Origin of the sequence: Mesorhizobium sp. B2-3-15 (genome assembly GCF_006442875.1) — a bacterium.
Classification (GTDB): Bacteria; Pseudomonadota; Alphaproteobacteria; order Rhizobiales; family Rhizobiaceae; genus Mesorhizobium; species Mesorhizobium australicum.
The window spans coordinates 250,194-266,002 of record NZ_VFVO01000007.1 but is presented as its reverse complement, the minus strand read 5'-3'; the positions used below and the strand labels follow the sequence as shown (position 1 = coordinate 266,002).

Annotated in this window: 17 protein-coding genes; 14 read left to right on the top strand and 3 right to left on the bottom strand. The window is 61.2% G+C overall.

Annotation, left to right across the window (positions count from 1 at the left end; all coding sequences use genetic code 11):
- Positions 1-31 precede the first annotated feature (31 nt).
- Positions 32-1,171: a GNAT family N-acetyltransferase gene (locus FJ954_RS16625; protein ID WP_140662006.1), complete on the bottom strand. Its 1,140-nt coding sequence runs from the start codon at positions 1,169-1,171 to the stop codon at positions 32-34.
- Positions 1,168-2,169, bottom strand: a complete 1,002-nt coding sequence (locus FJ954_RS16620) for a sterol desaturase family protein (protein ID WP_140662005.1) — start codon at positions 2,167-2,169, stop codon at positions 1,168-1,170. Before FJ954_RS16620 ends, FJ954_RS16625 begins: the two co-directional genes overlap by 4 nt.
- 301 nt (positions 2,170-2,470) lie before the next feature.
- On the opposite strand from FJ954_RS16620, the gene FJ954_RS16615 reads away from it, so the two are divergent.
- From FJ954_RS16615 to FJ954_RS31580, 14 genes are all read left to right on the top strand, one after another.
- Entirely contained in the window at positions 2,471-3,775 is a 1,305-nt protein-coding gene (locus FJ954_RS16615; protein ID WP_140662004.1) for a M23 family metallopeptidase, read from the top strand.
- 192 nt (positions 3,776-3,967) lie between these two features.
- Positions 3,968-5,134 carry an ROK family transcriptional regulator gene (locus FJ954_RS16610; protein WP_140617015.1) on the top strand — a complete coding sequence of 389 codons (1,167 nt, stop codon included), beginning with the start codon at positions 3,968-3,970 and terminating at the stop codon, positions 5,132-5,134.
- Complete coding sequence (locus FJ954_RS16605; RefSeq protein ID WP_140662003.1) at positions 5,131-5,895, top strand: ATP-binding cassette domain-containing protein; 765 nt, start codon at positions 5,131-5,133, stop codon at positions 5,893-5,895. The genes FJ954_RS16610 and FJ954_RS16605 overlap by 4 nt, the downstream gene beginning before the upstream one ends.
- 39 nt (positions 5,896-5,934) lie before the next feature.
- Complete coding sequence (locus tag FJ954_RS16600; protein WP_140662002.1) at positions 5,935-6,975, top strand: sugar ABC transporter substrate-binding protein; 1,041 nt, start codon at positions 5,935-5,937, stop codon at positions 6,973-6,975.
- Between the two features lie 117 nt (positions 6,976-7,092).
- A complete protein-coding gene (locus tag FJ954_RS16595) occupies positions 7,093-8,088 on the top strand; it encodes an ABC transporter permease (protein ID WP_140617016.1) in 996 nt (331 codons plus the stop codon).
- Positions 8,089-8,118: 30 nt separating this feature from the next.
- Positions 8,119-8,889 (top strand): SDR family NAD(P)-dependent oxidoreductase, encoded by a 771-nt coding sequence (locus tag FJ954_RS16590; RefSeq protein ID WP_140662001.1) that lies wholly within the window; start codon positions 8,119-8,121, stop codon positions 8,887-8,889.
- A 509-nt stretch (positions 8,890-9,398) separates the two neighbouring features.
- Entirely contained in the window at positions 9,399-10,439 is a 1,041-nt protein-coding gene (locus FJ954_RS16585; protein ID WP_246681075.1) for a site-specific integrase, read from the top strand.
- 256 nt (positions 10,440-10,695) lie between these two features.
- Complete coding sequence (locus tag FJ954_RS16580) at positions 10,696-11,037, top strand: helix-turn-helix domain-containing protein (protein ID WP_210242401.1); 342 nt, start codon at positions 10,696-10,698, stop codon at positions 11,035-11,037.
- Complete coding sequence (locus FJ954_RS16575) at positions 11,034-12,059, top strand: hypothetical protein (protein ID WP_140661999.1); 1,026 nt, start codon at positions 11,034-11,036, stop codon at positions 12,057-12,059. Before FJ954_RS16580 ends, FJ954_RS16575 begins: the two co-directional genes overlap by 4 nt.
- 354 nt (positions 12,060-12,413) lie before the next feature.
- Entirely contained in the window at positions 12,414-13,058 is a 645-nt protein-coding gene (locus FJ954_RS16570; protein WP_140661998.1) for a hypothetical protein, read from the top strand.
- A 64-nt stretch (positions 13,059-13,122) separates the two neighbouring features.
- Positions 13,123-13,644 carry a hypothetical protein gene (locus tag FJ954_RS16565; protein ID WP_140661997.1) on the top strand — a complete coding sequence of 174 codons (522 nt, stop codon included), beginning with the start codon at positions 13,123-13,125 and terminating at the stop codon, positions 13,642-13,644.
- A 380-nt stretch (positions 13,645-14,024) separates the two neighbouring features.
- The gene (locus tag FJ954_RS16560; RefSeq protein WP_140661996.1) at positions 14,025-14,633 is read left to right on the top strand and encodes a hypothetical protein; all 609 of its coding nucleotides are present in this window, start codon (positions 14,025-14,027) and stop codon (positions 14,631-14,633) included.
- 100 nt (positions 14,634-14,733) lie between these two features.
- Positions 14,734-15,099, top strand: coding sequence for a DUF3768 domain-containing protein (locus tag FJ954_RS16555; RefSeq protein ID WP_140661995.1), 366 nt, complete (start codon positions 14,734-14,736; stop codon positions 15,097-15,099).
- On the top strand, positions 15,099-15,569 hold the full coding sequence (locus FJ954_RS31580; RefSeq protein ID WP_181177838.1) for a hypothetical protein: 471 nt from the start codon (positions 15,099-15,101) through the stop codon (positions 15,567-15,569). The genes FJ954_RS16555 and FJ954_RS31580 overlap by 1 nt, the downstream gene beginning before the upstream one ends.
- On the opposite strand, the gene FJ954_RS16550 is transcribed toward FJ954_RS31580, so the two are convergent.
- Complete coding sequence (locus FJ954_RS16550) at positions 15,505-15,765, bottom strand: helix-turn-helix transcriptional regulator (RefSeq protein WP_140661994.1); 261 nt, start codon at positions 15,763-15,765, stop codon at positions 15,505-15,507. The genes FJ954_RS31580 and FJ954_RS16550 overlap by 65 nt on opposite strands.
- Between the last annotated feature and the right edge of the window lie 44 nt (positions 15,766-15,809).

The following is a 15,809-nucleotide window of genomic DNA, read 5'->3' as shown; positions in this document are numbered from 1 at the left end:
AAAGCCCACGACGCGAACGACGATCGTGGCGCTATTCGTCAGGCACCGCGTCGGCTTTCGGCTGCCGCCGGGTCTTCCAGGATTTCGAAACATGGTCCACATGATCGGCCAGTGCGGCGAGATGACCGCGCAAGCCGCGCGCACCCATCATCGACGACAGCGCGACTGATTGCGTGGCGAAGCGGCGCTTGAAATCCTCGCCGCCGCAGAGAAAATCAATCGTGGCAAGGCCACGGTCGAGCGACCACTGGATGTAGTCCATCATCAGCACCATACCCGGCGAGGCGCGCTCGTGTTCGGGATCGTAGGTGGTGACGAAAGCCATCATCGTGCCGTGCTGCTCGAAGTTGATCGAGACCGCGATGATCGCGTCGTCAAGCTCCAGCACGAAAATGCGCAACAGCCCGAGGTCGGCCAGCACGGAAATAAGCGCGGCGAGAACCGGCGAGCCCTCATCGAACAGATCCGAAGCGCGGCCATGCCGAACGAGCCAGAGCCGCTTCAGCGTCGCGACCCGCTCGAGCACCGGCTCGCGCGGGTCATCCGCATCCAGGAGACGGAAACGCAATGCGCCGCTCTCTTCCATGAATTTGCGGCCGCGACGATAGTTCTGCCGGCCCTTTTTCGACAACGTCTCGAACCATTCCGCCCCACTCTGCCAGGGACCAGTGACACGATAGCTGATTTCACCGCGGTGGTTGGGCCGAAGCGCTTTGCCATGGGCCGGGTGCAGCAGGGCATGAACCCCGGCATCTGGCAGCAGACGGTTGAGGTAGATCAGGTCGAAGCCGCCCTGATCGAAGACATGCTGCCAAAGGCGGGAGATCGCCTGCGGGTCGCTGTCGGGTGCAACCAGCGCGTCGCCATAGTCACTGTGATCCTTCGCCGCCCATTCGAGCATGCGGATGCCGGAGCGCCTGAAGGTCGCGAGCGCTATCACGCCCTCGAGCCGGTCGCCGTTCCAGGCAAGCCCAATCCTGAGGGCGCGCCGCTCCTGATGCGGGGTGGTGCGCCACCAGGCCGCGATCCAGCCGGGATGCTGGAAGACAAGCCCGCCAGCCCGCTGCCAGAGCGCGCTCCAGGCCGGTGCGATCTCGGCCAGGCGCACCGCCGATGTCACGATTTCGAAGGCGCGTGTCCGCGGGATGGAGAGCGTGACGGGAGCGTTCATGGCCGTGTCCCTTCCGATGGTCGCGCGGTCCGTGGCTGTCGCTTTCCAGGCCGGATGCGCCTGGCAACATGACCCCACATCCGCTTCAGCGGCATGACATAAAGGCCGGCGAGCGACTGGTAGTCGCGCACATCGCGGTCGACCAGTCCGAACTTGAAGTCCTCGTCGGGCCTCGGCACGCACAATGTTCCGAAGAGCCGGTCCCAGAACGAGAAGAGCAGCCCGAAATTCTTGTCGTAGTGGCGCGGATCGACGCTGTGATGCAGTTGGTGCCAATGAGGACACAGGATCAAGTTGTTGAGCGGGCCGAACGAGATCTTGAAATGCGTGTGCCTGACGAAATCCATCATCAGGATGTTCCGCATGACATAGACGTTAACGCCAAAGACGGTCAGTTCGACAAGGTTCAGCGAAATCAGCGACCAAATGCCGAAGCACAGCCCCACGATGAGCCCGTCCCAGGCTCGGTTCATCAACTCGTCGAGCGGATGGACCCGGTCCTTGGTGATCCCGACCAGCACCTCGGCCGAGTGATGCACCTTGTGCAGTTCCCAAAGCAGGGGGTAGCGATGCTGGGCGACGTGATATAGATAATAGGAAATGTCGTAGGCGAGCAGCATGCTGATGGTGAAGATCAGCACCGTCACCGGTCCTGCCGGCCCCTCGATCAGAGGCGGCTGAAACTGGAACAGTGTCGAAAACAGCCAGTTGGTCCCGTAGCCCACCGCCGTGACGAAGACAATTCCGGCGGGCAGCATCAGGAAAGGCATCAGGGCCTTCCTGGTGATCCAGAACAGCAGGTCGGCCTTCGCGGAGGGATGGGTGATGACCTCATGGGGGACGACGAACTCGAAAAATTCCTTCCAGCTCTTCTCCTCGACCGTGCGCCAATAAGCCACGAGCGCGCTGACAAGGGCCGTCAGCAGCAAAAACCCGGTCGCCAGCAGACTGGTGCCCGAAATCTTGTCGAGGATCTTGCCAACCAGGTCGTCCAGCATTCCTACCGCCACGGTGAATCCGAAATACCAGCAGGTCTTTACTCGAAAAGAGTCAATTAAATGCAATCGAATACAGTTAAGAAACCTGGAGCTTGCTCAGCGCGTGACTGACCGCTGCTGGCGGAACATTGGTGCTCCTCGCCAACGATTTCGCGACGTAGCGGCCGTAGCTGGCGGTTTCCATGCAACCTCTCGCCTGCATTGCGTGCATTCGGCGTCGCGCTGCCGATACGGCAAGCCTTTGTTAACCCTAATAATGTGTAATCAGGCGGTCGTGGTGTCGTAACGAAAGCTTGGTCCCGTGAACGCAACCGGTCAGTCCGCAGTCTTCGGCAGGCGCAAGGAATCGCACACGATCATCATCGCCCGGGGCAACGAGATCAGGCACTTCACGATCCGCCCCTGGCTGGCGGCATTCATCGGTTCAGCACTCGCCGCCATTGCCATCGGCTACCTCCTGGCCACATCCTATCTTGTGCTGCGCGACGACCTGATCGGCGCCACCACGGCGCGCCAGGCGCGCATGCAGCAGGCCTACGAGGACCGCATTTCGGCGCTTCGCGCCCAGGTCGACCGCATCACCAGCAGGCAGTTGCTCGACCAGCAACTGATGGAGACCAAAGTCAGCGAATTGCTCGAGCGTCAGACGCAGCTCAGCCAGCGGCATGGCCGTCTCGGCCCACTGCTCGAACGCGCCGAAGGTGATATCGGAACGGTGCCCGCCGAAGATCCGGCCGCGCCCGCCAAGCCGGACAAGCGCGCCGAGGTGACCGGCAGCATCAGCCAGCCAGCGCGGAACTACGCGGTTGCCAGCCTGGGCGCGGACCTCGGCACCGCCGACACAAGGCCCTTCTCCTTGTGGTCGACCCGCACCGATCCGCTGCCCAGCGACTCAGCCGCCGATCGCGCCGACAGGCTGTTCGTCTCGATCAACCAGTCGCTGAAATCCATCGAGAATGAACAGCTCAGCCGCATCAACACGCTCGCGGACAACGCCTACAAAAGCGCCGATGCCATCCAGCAGGCGCTGCAGACGGCCGGACTGCCGGTCGACAGTGATTTCGGCAAGAACGAAAGCGATGTCGGCGGACCGCTGATTCCGCTCGACTCGTCGATGATCTTCGACAGCAAGGTCAAGGAACTGGACGAGGCGCTGGATACGCTCGATCACCTCAAGAAGGAAGCGCGCCGGTTGCCGCTTGCAAACCCTGCCCCTGGCCACTCCGTCACCAGTCCGTTCGGCGTGCGCACCGATCCCATTCTCGGCACGGCCGCGTTGCATTCGGGCATGGATTTCAGGGCACCGATCGGCATGGCGGCCAAGGTCACCGCGCCCGGCATCGTCACCAAGGCCGGCTGGAATGGCGGCTATGGCCGCATGGTCGAGATCGACCATGGCAATGGCTTTGCCACGCGCTACGGACATCTCAGCGAGATCGACGTGACGGTAGGCGAGAAAGTGGACGCCGGCGCCGTCATCGGCAAGACCGGCAGCAGCGGGCGCTCGACCGGCCCGCATCTGCACTATGAAGTGCGCCACAATGGCGAGGCGATCGATCCGCTGCGCTTCTTGACCGTCGGCAAGAAAGTCGCCCAGTACCTCTAGGAAGATCAACCGCTCGCTTGCTGAATCCGGAGCCGTCGGTCCCGGTCGAGCACACCTCTCCTCGTCATGCGGTATCCCGCACCCCGTAAACCGTCATAGGATCGCGGCTCCTCAGCTTCCGGATTATTTTTGAATTCCATTTGACTGAATAAATGTTTGATGCGAACCTTACGTCAAGTGGGGGCGCAAGGCATGGCATTGCGGGGGACCAATCAGGAGTTCGGGCGGCCATACAATCGGCGCATCGTGCTTGAGTCCATCCGCCGTCATGGCCCGATTGCACGAGGCGACATCGCCAGGCACGTCGGGCTCACCGTGCAGACCGTGTCGACCATCGTTCGCGAACTGGAGGAACAGGGCTACATCCTGTCCGTGCGCGAAGAGCCGAAGGGACGTGGCCTGCCACCGGCAACGCTGCGCATCAACCCGGAAGGCGGCTATGCCGTCGGCATCCACCTGACGCCGCTTGGAATAGACGCCGCGCTGATCAATCTCAGCGGCGACGTTATCGAGAGTTCACGCCGCGAAGCGTCCAACGCGACGCCCGATCACGCGTTCGACCAGATTGGCGCCATGGTCCGCGACCTGACGGGCAAGCGGCCCGGCGGCCGCGTCATCGGCGTCGGCATGGCGCTTCCCGGCCCGTTCGATGTGGACTCCATGAGCTTTGTCGGCCCGACCACGATGACCGGCTGGAAGCATGTGGCGCTGCGTGAGCGGCTGACGGCCGCGACGGGATTGCCAGCATTCTTCGAGAGCGACATGGCCGCCGCCGCGATGGGCGAGCGGCTCTATGGCATCGGAGCCCGCCATTCCGACTATTACTATCTCTATTTCGGCGTCGGGCTTGGCGGCGCGATGATGCATGACGGCAGCGTTCTGCGCGGCGCCTGGGGCAATGCGGGCGAGATCGGCCACATTCCCGTGGTCCCCGATGGCGAGCTTTGCCCCTGCGGCAACCGAGGCTGCCTCGAGCGCTACCTCTCGCTCGAGGCGCGAGGCCGCCGGGCCGGCAGCGACGCCGATTGGGTGGCGCAAGTCGGCCCGACCTTCCGCAACACCATCGCCATCATCGAAAACCTCTTCGATCCAGAGACGGTCGTGCTCGGCGGCCTGGCGGCATCGGAACTGCTCGAGCGCCTGGCGGACGCGGCCGAACCGCTGCACAATTCGGTTTCGGCCCGCGCGGACCGCAAGACGCCGCGCGTCATCGTCGCCAGCGGCGGCCAGCATGCCGTGCTGCGCGGCGCGGCGGCGCTCGCCGTTTCAGGGGTGTTGTCGCCACGCTTCGGCCAGATGTTCGCCGCCGAACGCGAGCGCGGCCGCGACATACTTTCGGCCAGGGAGATTGCCGCATGAGCGAACCCCTGCTGGTGCTCGACAACGTGACCAAGAACTACGGCGCGATCGAAGCGCTGAAGGGGATCGGCTTTTCCATCGGCAAGGGCGAAGTGGTGGCGCTGCTCGGCGACAACGGCGCCGGCAAGTCGACGCTGGTCAAGATCATAGCTGGCGGTCTCGAACCGACCTCCGGCCGCATGCTGTTCGAGGGCAAGGAATTCCTGGCCCGGTCGCCGGCGGAAGCCAAGGCGGCGGGCATCGAGACCGTCTACCAGGACCTGTCGCTGTGCACCAATGTCGATGTGGTGGCCAATTTCTTCATGGGCCGCGAGATCACCAGAAAGGTTCTCGGCATTCCGGTGCTCGACGAGCGCGCCATGGAAGCCGTCGTCGGCAAGGCGCTGGCCAGCGCCGGGACCCGCATTCCTTCACTGCGCACCAATGTCGAGCATCTCTCGGGCGGCCAGCGGCAGGCCATCGAGCTGAACCGCTTCGTGCATTGGGGCGGCAAGCTGGTGCTTCTCGACGAGCCGTTCGCCGCCCTTGGCGTCGAGCAGACCCGGCGCGGTCTCGACATGATCCGCCAGGTGGCGAGCCAGGGCATCGGCGTCGTCATCATCACCCATATCATGCAGCAGGCTTTTCAGGTCGCCGACCGGATCGTGGTCATCCGGCAAGGCGTCGTGGCGGGCGATGTCGCACGCAACAAGACAAGTCCCGATGCGGTGATCAACATGATCACCGGAGAGACGCTTGCCGGTGCCGGACCGGCGGGCTGAGGGACAAAGAGGGGTCCGGCTTAACAGGGAGCCAACGACATGAAGCGAATACTTCTTGCTGTCTTCGGTATCCTGGCACTGGCCTTTGCCACGCTCACGCCGGCATTCGCCCAGTCCAAGGGTATCGTCTACTACATGGTGCCGACATTGCTCGACGAGTTCCAGACCGGCTCGGTGAGCGCGCTGGAGCTGTTCCTGAAACAGACCGGCTACGAGATGAAGACGCTGAACGCCGACAACAAGACCGACGCGCAGCAATCGCAGATGAACGACGTCATCGCGCTGAAGCCGGCGGCGATCATCCTGGCCGCCGTCGATTTCAATGCGCTGAAACCATCGATCGAGGCAGCGCGCGCGGCCGGCATTCCGGTAGTCGAGTTCGACCGCCAAATCACGTCGACACCGTCCGACTTCACGTCGGTCGCGGGCACCGTCGAGATCGGCTACGTCGCCGCCGAGCAGGCCGAAAAGCTTCTGAAAGGCAAGAACGGCTCGGTGAAGGGCAAGGTCCTGCAGGTGCTTGGTGATCCCGGCGATCCCTACACGCTCGACATCCAGAAGGGTTTCGAGGAGAAGATGAAGGCGTTCCCAGACGTCAAGATCATCTCGCTGCCGGCCATGCAGTGGGAGGCCAGCAACGCCGGCACCATCGTTGCCGACCAGATGCTGGCCAACCCCGACATCGACCTGATCTTCAGCCATGCCGCACACCTGTCGGTCGCCGCCGTCGCCTCGCTCGAGGCCGCCGGCAAGAAGCCGGGCGACGTCATGCTGATGAGCTCGAACGGCGCACCGGTCGGCCTCGACCTGATCCGCAAGGGCTGGCTCAACGTCGAAGTCGAGCAGCCGCTTTACGCACAGGCCGCCGCCGTCGCCATGTTCATGGACAAGGTCGTCAAGAAGGAAGAGATCAAGCCCGGCGAATACGATGTGCTTGGCCTGAAATCGACCCTCACCAAGGAAGCCTGGGGCCCCAACATCAAGATCCCGGGTGCCGCCATCACCAAGGAAAACGTCGACAACCCGGCTTTCTGGGGCAACCAGAAGCCGCCGACGGATACCGTCAAGCCGGTCGAATAGACAGGCGGCCCGACCGCTCCGGGCCATACGAGGCCCGGAGCCCTGCCCCTGCCCGCATGAAACGAGACGCAGGCAACCTGCCGCGGCCTTCATCCCGCACGCCAACCGGATCGACACATGAACCCTCGCACACGCCACGCCCTGGAGTTCGTCCTCGACAACCTCGTCTGGTTCATGCTGCTTTTTGTCCTGGTCGTCTTCTCGCTGTTCATCCCGAACTATTTCCAGCTCGGCATCTTCGCCAACATCATCGAGGCGTCGAGCGTGCTCGGCGTGATGTCGATCGGCCTGGCGCTGGTCATCATTGCCGGGCACATGGACCTGTCGGTCGAATCCGTCGCCGCTCTCAGCGCCATGGCGGTGGGCATCCTGTTTTGTTCCTCGGGCATTGGCCTCGGCGTGCAGTTGCACCCGGGATGGCTGATGGTTCCGGTCTCGCTGCTGCTGGCGCTGGCCGTCGGCGGCCTCATCGGCGCCTTCAACGGCTATCTCGTGGTCAAGGTCAAGATGAGCGCCTTTATCATCACGCTCGCCTCCTACATCTGGGTGCGCGGCCTGGTGCTGGTCATTTCGGGCGGCCGCTCGGCGCAGGATCTGGCACCCGCCATCCGCTGGTTCGGCATCCAGCGCCTGATCGGTCTGCCGCTTACCGCCTGGATCGCGGTGGCCTGTTTCGTCGTGTTCTCGCTGATCATGGCCAAGACCCCGTTCGGCAGGCACCTGGTGATGATCGGCGGCAATGAAACCGCGACCTTCCGTGCCGGCATCCGCGTGAACCGCAACCTGATCATCGCCTTCGTACTCGCCGGCGCCATCGCAGGGCTGGCCGGCTGGCTGCTGGCGATCCGCACCTCGGGCGCCACCGCCAATCTGGGCGTCGGCCTTCTGTTCAACGCCTTCGCGGCCGTGGTTATCGGCGGCGTCAGCCTGAAGGGCGGCGTCGGCACCTTGCCCGGCGTGTACGCCGGCGTGCTCCTGCTTTCGGCCATCAACACGGCGATTAACCTGATGGGCCTGCCCGCCAACTTCACCCAGGTCATCCATGGCCTGCTGGTGCTGGCGGCCGTGCTGCTCGATGCATTCAAGCAAACCATTCGCCAACGATTGGCGTGAGACGGGGATTGGCGTGACAGGACGGCTCGCATGACAGGACGACTGGAAGGCAAGGTGGCGCTGATCGTCGGCGGCGCGCGCGGCATCGGCAAGGGCATCGCGCTGCGCTTCGCCGAGGAAGGTGCAAGGCTGGTGCTCGCCGACTCCGAGACCGAGGCCGGGCTGGCAAGTGCGGATGAGCTTGGCGTTCCCTTCATCCGCACCGACATCTCGCAAATGAGCGACGCCGAGGCCGCCGTGGCGCTTTCGCTGAAACACCATGGCCGCCTCGACATCATCGTCCAGAATGCCGGCATCTATCCCTGGCAGTTGATCGAGAACACCAGCGCCGACGACTGGGACCGCGTCATGGCGGTCAATTTGCGCGGCACCTTCAACGCCAGCCGCGCGGCCCTGGTGCCGATGAAGGCGCAGCGCTTTGGCCGCATGCTCTACACCTCCTCGATCACCGGCCCGCACGTCACCAGCCCTGGCCACGGCCACTATTCGGCGACGAAAGCAGGCATCAACGGCTTCATTCGCGCCGCGGCGCTTGAATTCTCCGGCTATGGCATAACCGTCAACGGCGTCGAACCCGGCAATATCCTCACCGAAGCCATCCAGGAGCATCGCGGCGCCGCCTATATCAAGAACATGGAGGATTCCATCCCGCTCGGCCGGCTCGGCAGCCCACGCGACGTGGCCAACGCCTTCCTGTTCCTCGCCTCGGAGGATGCGAGCTACATCACGGGAACGACCATCGTGGTCGATGGCGGGCAATTGCTGCCCGAGGGCAAGGATTTCCGTATGGTGCCGCCGTGATACCGCGACGCGCAGCGGCCGGCTCTCAGCTGACTTGAAATGTGAGTTTGAATGGTGGGCGATGACGGGCTCGAACCGCCGACATCTTCGGTGTAAACGAACCACGCCTCATTCCCGGTACCACCGTCGGTTTCACTGGTCAATTGATTTTGTTGTTTTTTTCGGCTATCAGGTACCCTACAGTTCCTTAGAGTTCCCGCCATCACTGTTGCTGATCTGTAGCTATTATCGTCATGCCCCTAACCAAGACTGATGTCGAGCGAATGCAGCCGAACTCGACAATCTGGGACTCTGGCCGCGGTTCAGTTCCCGGTTTTGGTGTGCGCCGCCAATCCAAGCACCCCAGCTTTTGCATCAAGTATTCTACCAAAGGCAGGCAGCGCTGGTTCACTATCGGCCGCCTTGGAGCACCGTGGACGGTTGAGACGGCCCGTTCAGAGGCAAAGAGGTTGTTTGGACTGGTCGCCGCTGGGCAGGATCCCGCTATTGAGCGAGACAGACCGCCACCGATGAACGTTTCGGACCTTTGCGACCGCTACATGTTGGCGGCAGAGGCTGGAGCGATTCTAACCCGCTTCAACCGGCCTAAGAAGGCATCGACACTCGCTACAGACAAAGGCCGTATTAGCCGCCACATAAAACCGCTCATGGGCAAGAAGGCCGTGGAGGAGATCGACAGCAGAGCCGTTAAACGACTCATCAGCGACATCACTACCGGCAAGACGGCCAAGGTGGTAAAGACTAAGCTACGTGGCCGAGCCAATGTCAGGGGTGGCCCAGCGACGGCTGCCCGCGTTGCCGACTTATTGTCCGGAATCATGACATGGGCAGTTGATGAAGGGATAATCCAGCACAACCCCGTTCATCGGGTACGCCGGTTTCGAAGCGAAGCCCGCCAACGATTTCTGAGCAACGAAGAACTAGGGCGACTGGGGGCTGTCCTCGTCGCAGGCAAGGACGACAAAGAAAAGCCGTTTCACCCTCACGCGGTCAACATAGTGAGGCTGCTCTGCTTGACTGGGTGCCGGATCGGCGAAATCACCGGGCTTCGCTGGACGGAAATCGACTTCGAACTGAAGTGCCTTCGCCTAGAAGACACCAAGACCGGGAAAAGTCTTCGACCAATCGGAGATTCAGCCGTTATGGTTTTGAGGGCTCAGAACCGCGTTGCTGGCAGTCCGTTTGCCTTTACCGGAAGCAGGCGCAAAGTCCCGTATCAAGGTATGGCCAAGGAGGCGCGACGAATATTCAAAGCGGCAGGAATCGCCGGGGCGACTCCCCACACGCTGCGTCACACCTTTGCCTCCACGGCGTCGGGCCTTGGGTATTCTGACGGTACAATCGCCGGTTTGCTCGGGCACAAAGGCAGAGGGGTGACTTCCCGGTATGTTCATCGCCCCGATCAGGCGTTGGCCTCCGCTGCACAGGCGGTGAGCGAAGAGATCAACATCTTACTCGATCCGGCGAAGCGCAAGCTTGAGCCTGTCGAACGCTCAGTTTCAAGCGCCATTTCTAATGTGGATCTTGAAACTGAAAACCGGCCTTCCTAAGTACCTCCACACGGGTCCGCCATCGGATCCCGCTTGCCCTACGGGGCATTTGTTGGGCCTTGTGGCGCAACTTGGAGACAGCGAGCCTTGTCGCTACAGCCCGGTCAGCTGCGGCAAGGTCATGGTGCCTAACTAGCACCACCGGATGACCGGACGGCCGTCTCGCTAAGTCCGAATTCAAATTGAGTCGGGCTGGCGGACGGCATTTTGTACGTTGCTGCCCCCAGCTCGGCTCCTATCGCAAGGAGCTGCATGCATGAAATCCCCGAAGAAAGACCCCACCGCCGCATTCCGCGCGGGCCTCATGCGACTAGCATTTGTGGCGGCCACCCAAGCGGGAACTGACGCGAGCGAATTCCTTCCGCAGTATGGCACTGCCACGCCTTCCCGGCGGCACCGCCTCGACGACCTGCTGCGCACCAAGGAGGCGGCAGTCGTTCTGAATGTTAGCTTAAAGACCCTGCAGAATTGGCGTGTCACAGGAGTTGGCCCAAAGTTCGTGAAAGTGGGCGCTTCAGTCAGCTATCGCTACGCCGATCTGTTGGCCTTCGTTCGGCAGAATACGTCCGCTTCCACCAGCGAGAGGAGCGCACCATGAAGGCTCCGACCCGCAACAACTCAGTTCGGGTACCCAACCCAGCTGAACGCAGACGTAGGTTTGAGGAGCTTATTCGCGAGAGCATCATCTCGCCTGCGATGCCCCTTGCCGCTGGTGCGTTTGCCACAACGCCTGTTGATGGCGACTCAGTCCATAACGTTTTGATCGCCCCGCCTTCATCCACCTCAGAACCTTGCGTAACGCAAACTTTGCACGCTATCTCCAAAGAGCACGCAGGCGGTAAAGATCGGATCAAAGCCATCGATGTGCCTTCCGTGGAAGAGGCACGCACTTCGCCTATCTCAGTTCTGCTGACGTGCCGCGCTCAGACCCCACCCCGAGAGAAGAAATACAGAGCAAAGTTACACGCGACCGCTGCAGCGGCGTATGCAGCCTACTACGAAATTGAGCGCAGATACGCCCTCTGGAAGGACTTTGTTGAGGTAGCAAATGCGTCGCAAGCTACTAAGCACTCTATCCGAACAGGGAAAGACCGCCCTAAGGCCCTGCTTTTGGTCATGAGGTTTGTCTTTGGCTGGTCCCACGACTATGACCGCGCCTACAAGCTCGCGCGCGGTCTGGAACTGTGTCAACTCAGAAAGGTCCGGCCCGAAAACATCCTTCAGGAACTCGAGCGCAAAGGCATCGACAAGCTCTATCGCACAGCATGCAAAGAACTGCCATATCTTGGCAAGACAGCCAAAGAGAAGGCTCTTTTGCGCATGGATTACGAGCCAGCGGCCGCCGACGATCCTTTCGCCGATCTTGATGACGGCTCAAACAGCAAAAACGGAGCAGAGCCTATTTCTGCCTCAACGAAATCTGAGTTGAAGCGTGACGGGGCCAATGTGCTTTATATTGAAGTTACCGACGAGCAGCTCTCAACGATCCTTGAGTCGCCTGAGCACCAGCTACTGTCTCTTTGGTTCGAATCTGCCGGTACCCTTCACGATGGATTTCGCAGGTTTGTCGCGGTGAAGGTCGCCGAGGTCGAGACGAGCGACCGCACTCTCAGCGACTAGCCAACATGCAGCCGAGATGGTGACCCTACTTCGATTCTGGTCGCCATCTCGCCCGTAAAGGGCTGAGGTCGCTTCGGCGCAATCCCAATTCAAAGCATCGAACAGCAACGCCTGCCGTGGAGTCGCCACGCAGAGTGACCTGTTCTTCGAGCCTGCCAGTGTCGTTGCTCAGAAGGCAACGCATATGGGCGGGTTCGGGCGTGGGAGTGGCCGGGCAGCCTTCGAGGGTGTGACGAAGGAGACCACCTCACAACCCCACCCTGACGGGGAAGACCTTCCCACAGGGCAAACACCCTCACCGCCACGCCTAAACCACTCAAAGCAAACCCACAGCACTACGGGAGAACCTTGGTTATGGACAACACGGTGCCACCTTCAATGATCAGAGACCTGATTACCGGCTACACCAAAATGGCTACAGACCGCATGCAATGGGGTTGGGAGCCGACACTGCTCACCTTCATGTTTAACCAACTCAGGGGATCGCCAAGCAACGTTGAGCAGCAGATGCAGGAGACGATAGAGGCGGTATACGCGAAGATTCTACGGTGGTGTTTTCGAAAGCCGAGGAATGTGCCGGTCACGGCGATGCCGCTATGGATCTGCACTCCTGACTACCCCGTTCACAAATATCACAAGCAAAACTTTCGCGACATCGCGCTCAACGGCGGGCGACATGTCCACGCTATCGCACTCATGCCCCCGGGTACGAATATGAGAACCACGCTCGACAACCATTTCGACCACGAACAAATTCGATACACCGGACGTGATCGCCCACTTTGGCACATCGATGCATGGCCCATCCAAGACAATCTTCCCTTCGTCGTGGACTACGGTGTGAAAGGCATAAAGACGCCTCGCGCCGGGGTGGATGCGATGTTCATCCTTCCTAGAACACATTCGGAAATGGAAGGACGCCGAGCCGAGAAGGCCTACCTCAGCGACATCGTTTCGGTAGACCCGGAGCGACTGCGCTCCGGGTCACGGCCTAAATGATTCAAGGGAGCGGCGGGTAAAGGGTGATGTGGCCAGCGGTCACACACCCTCGATGGAGAAGACAATGACTGAAAAGACGCCCCAGATATCCCGCGACAAGATCAAAACCGTTACCGATCAACGCGCCCTTGTCCTATGGCTGGCGAAGGAAGCCAAAGAGAGTTCCCCACAGGGCGACGTTCCAAAGGGCCTGATCCGGCTATTCGACGCTCTGATCGGCGAGTTCGCAGAATGGGGTGCGGTATACCCGCCGATGAGTTGGGCAGAGTGGTTCGCAGAAGTGCTGCGATCCATGTACGACCCCAACTGCGAGCGGTGCTCAGAAAGGGTCCGCTGGTTGATCTCTGAGTATTATGGAGAACTCGTCAACCGCCGCGCACGGCTCGAACCCGACTTTTTTATAAAGGAGTTGGTATTGCAGGTTCTGCCGAGGGGAGCAGTCGATATCACGAGGCAGAACGGGCAGGTCAAGGTTTCGAGCTCTGAGATGTTCGATCTTGAGCACGGATTCAAAGTTCGAGTGATCGTCAGGGAGCCCAAATCCCGCGCCGCTAAAATAACTTCCCGTTGGCTGCAGGAGCTTTAGCGCTTCGACCAGGAGCGCGACACTCACGTTCAGGGCTCCACCGAGCGGCCAAAGAACGCTCGGTGGGCATCGACACTGGCTGCAGCCCACTGCTTTCTAGCTTTTGAAAATGGGGGCATCGGCGGGACGTCACGCTGCCGCAGGTGGCTGATTTAAAGCGGGGGTCTTGACAATAGGTATATAGTCCTATATGATATGCCGCAGTCGGTCGGGCAATTTTGACCCTTAAAACCGCCGAAAGGTGAGCTGTTGGGCACTTTAGTCATAGGGCGTTATGCCCGGTTGTTGCCGCCAGCGGCCCTGCGCCGACACCGCCGACCATCATCTGAAAATCAAACCATGAGGCTCCTTCGGGGGCCTCTTTCATTTTGGAGAATTGAATGACTCATTTCGCAGGTTCCACCGGCGCGCCCGCTGCCGCTTTGCCCGCCCTTATCGTGCTAGGCCTCGATGATGGGGGCAAGGCGCACGCGTCGTGGTTTGGCGAGGCCGAAGTCGGCTTGGCGGAGAAAGCCGCAGGGATGATGGGAATGGCTGCCCTGCCTGTTGCCGATGCCAGCGACTTGAAAGGTCTGGCCGATAAGCTGCCGCAGGGCCGCGTGTTCGAGAGCGGCCGAGCCTTTGTGCCGTTCGTGAAGCGCACGGTGTATGACGCCATCGCTACGCACCTGCCGCCCGGCTACCGCTTTCCAACCCGCGCCGCCGATGATCGGCCCGCGCCCGGCAAATCGAAGAAGGCCTCCGGCGGAGCCGCGCCAGAGGGCGGCCCAAAGCGACCCGAACCGCATCGGCCGACCGACTGGGACAAGATCGAGGTCGGCAGCCTTGTCCTAGCCACCGAGGGCGCGTTTCAGGGATGGTACGAGGCCACCGTCACCAAGATCAGCCCCGAAGATCTCACGCTGCGCTGGCGCGATTGGCTCGAAATGCCTGCCTTCACCCGCAAGCTGAACCACATCGCCTTGCTTCACCCAGATCACCGGGATTGAGCTATCGACCGGGCGGCATCGCTTAGGCTGCCGCCCACCCTCCCAACATTCATTGGCAGGAACACGGTCGCGGCAGCGGCCAGGATGAAGGATTCGCTTGATGGCAGCGGAATGCAATTTCAGCGGGACATGTGGACGGGGCAACCGGCAACAGCGTATCGCTGGCTTGAACGACAGCCTGCGTAAAACAGGGCAAGGCGGTCGCGTCGTGTTGACCGTCGGCATCACCGGCCTTCCCGCAGAGATCCGTGCCGCCATCATCGCGGCGGTCGCCAGCTTTGATCACTTCGACCAGGACAACGACCCCCACGGCGAGCACGACTGCGCCGTGATCGAAGTCGGCGGCAAGACGGTCATCTGGAAGATCGACTACTACGATAAATCCATGCAGTTCGGCTCGGATGACCCAGCCGACCCGGCAGTCACCACTCGCGTTTTGACCATCATGCTCTCGGAGGAATACTGATGCGCAGCCGCCTGTTGTCACGTCGGGCGTTAATCAGAGCATTATCGGCACTGGGGCTCGCGCCCGCTCTGCCCTTGATGCGCCGCCAAGCAAGCGAAGCTGCTACCAGCACCTTCGAGGAACGCTGGCAAGATGTGGCTCCGGCCCTAATGAAAGCCATGTGCGAGCACTGCGCCGCTTTCTCCGACCTCGGCCGAGTCAGCCGTGAAACCGACCCTGTCAAACTCCGGCGCGCTGCCACCTTGGATGAAATCCGGCGCTTGGATGCAGCAAGCGATCTTGAGGGAAAACTGTTGCTGGCAGTTTGTCGGTATCCAGCTGGTAACGACGCCGAGCAACACGACAAGGCGACATACTTGCTCGGGGTTTTCGACGGCAACGCGCCTGAGGCCGACTTGGTGACGGCTATTCTTTGGTCGATGACTCGGGAGGCGGCTCAGTCAACGAACCGGCCTGATCAATCGGTCTGACGAGTTCGACATGGCTAACGCCAAGCGCGCTCGCGATGGCCTGCAGGGTTTCGATGGTCGGGTTCCGCTCACCCCGTTCGAGGCCGCTCACATACTGCTGGCTGACATTGGCGCGCTCAGCAACCTGCTCCTGCGTGAGGCCATTGGCTGCGCGCAGGCGCGCAAAATTCTCCCCGACCAGTTTTCGCATCTCCATGCGGCCACCAATCGAGGAATTCGAGCGTTGAGTTTATCAATTAT